Source organism: Streptomyces polyasparticus (genome assembly GCF_014493765.1).
GTDB lineage: Bacteria > Actinomycetota > Actinomycetes > Streptomycetales > Streptomycetaceae > Streptomyces > Streptomyces polyasparticus.
This window is the reverse complement of the sequence record NZ_JACTVJ010000142.1, coordinates 1-721: the sequence shown is the minus strand read 5'-3', so window position 1 is coordinate 721 and position 721 is coordinate 1. Positions and strand designations below refer to the sequence as shown.

Below are 721 nucleotides of genomic sequence, written 5' to 3'. Positions count from 1 at the left end.
ATAAAATTAAATATTATCATTAAAGTAATAATGATGAAATTAGTATATATATATTAAGTGTTTTTTTTTATAAAAAAACAGATAATTTACTTAAAGGAATTCAGCAAATTTATACTCGCCTGTTTATCAAAAACATGTCTTTTTGAATGAGTTTATTTAAAGTCAGACCTGCCCACTGAAATTATTTGAAGGGCCGCGGTATTTTGACCGTGCAAAGGTAGCATAATCATTAGTCTTTTAATTGAAGGCTAGAATGAATGGTTTAACGAGGTATAAACTGTCTGTGGGTAATAATGTAAAATTTAACATTTGAGTCAAAAGGCTTAAATTATAATAAAGGACAAGAAGACCCTATAGAGCTTTATATAAATATGAAATTTTAATGTAGATTTTTTTTTATTCATAATTTGTATTATGTTGGGGTGACACAGAGATAAAAATAACTCTTTATTAATGAATACATTGATTTATGAATTATTGATCCATTATTAATGATTATAAGAAAAAGTTACCTTAGGGATAACAGCGTAATTTTTTTTAAGAGTTCTTATCAATAAAAAAGTTTGCGACCTCGATGTTGGATTAAGATAATGGTTTAATGTAGCAGTTAAATTAATAGGTCTGTTCGACCTTTAAATTCTTACATGATCTGAGTTCAGACCGGCGTAAGCCAGGTCGGTTTCTATCCTTATTAAGTATAAATATTTTAGTACGAAAGGAC

At 27.5% G+C, this 721-nt stretch carries 1 rRNA gene; it reads left to right on the top strand.

Annotated elements, in window-relative coordinates:
• A 23S ribosomal RNA gene (locus tag H9Y04_RS49230) occupies window positions 1–721 on the top strand; the annotation flags it as partial.